This window comes from Actinomadura sp. 6K520 (genome assembly GCF_004349245.1).
Classification (GTDB): Bacteria; Actinomycetota; Actinomycetes; order Streptosporangiales; family Streptosporangiaceae; genus Spirillospora.
Window position 1 is genome coordinate 1 of the sequence record NZ_SMLC01000415.1, and the last position, 927, is coordinate 927.

Here is a 927-nt window from a genome sequence, read left to right on the forward strand (position 1 = left end):
CTATCTTGTGAAGTAGATCGGGGACGTGCTTGTCTTTTGTTTTTTTTTTCAAGCAGAAGACGGCATACGAGGTGTCTTAGGGTCTCGGGGGCTCGGAGATGTGTATAAGAGACAGGTTCAAGCGTGCCCCATCGGACGACCGGAATCGCCGCGACACACGCACCGGACCCGAACGGCACCGCGAACACGTTTCTCCTGGAGCAGCCGACGGGCTTCGCGCCGCCGGGCACGCTCACTGCGTCTTGAGCACCTCGGGTGCGCTGACGTCGGCGATGCGGACGGCCCGGCCCGCCGCCGTGCGCCACAGCGCGTCCAGCAGCCGGATCTTCTCCGCCGCCCGCTCCGCTGCGCCCCACACCACCGTCTGCCCGCCCGCCATCCGCAGCGTGACCGCCTCGGGCCCGGTCGCCCCCACCTCGCGCACGTTCTCCTTTATCCGTTCCGGCAGGCCGGCCAGCACGGACAGGGCGGCGAGCGTCGTCCGGTCGGACGGTCCGGGCGTGGCGACGGCCAGTTCGGGGAACCCGGACGGCCTGGACTCCCCGTCCGCCACGACGACGCCGTGCCGGTCGATGCGGTGGTGGCGCCCGCCGCGCTCGAAGACGGCCACCGGGACCCGCTCGCGGACCACGATGCGGACGGTGCCCGGCCAGTGCCGCTCGATCTCGGCGGACTCGACCTCCCGGAGCCGCTCGACACGCTCCCCGATCTCCCCGGTCGCCAGCCGCGCCATCGGCTTGCCGAGGCTGATTCCGGCGGCGGCGACGACCCGCTCAGGGGCGGCCAGGTCCGTGCCGGTCACCTCGACGTGCCGCACCACGAGGAGCCGCGAGCCGAGCAGGACCCAGGTCACCGCGGCGAGCGCACCCACGACCAGCAGCCCGACGAACACGACCTTCCACCGCCCCGGCCCCCCACGCCGCTCCC

At 71.7% G+C, this 927-nt stretch carries 1 protein-coding gene; it reads right to left on the bottom strand.

Translation table 11 applies throughout. From position 1 onward, the window contains the following. Positions 1–232: 232 nt before the first annotated feature. Positions 233–927, bottom strand: a 695-nt coding sequence (locus E1289_RS37750) for an FtsQ-type POTRA domain-containing protein (protein ID WP_243713493.1), incomplete at its 5' end; no start/stop codon positions are given.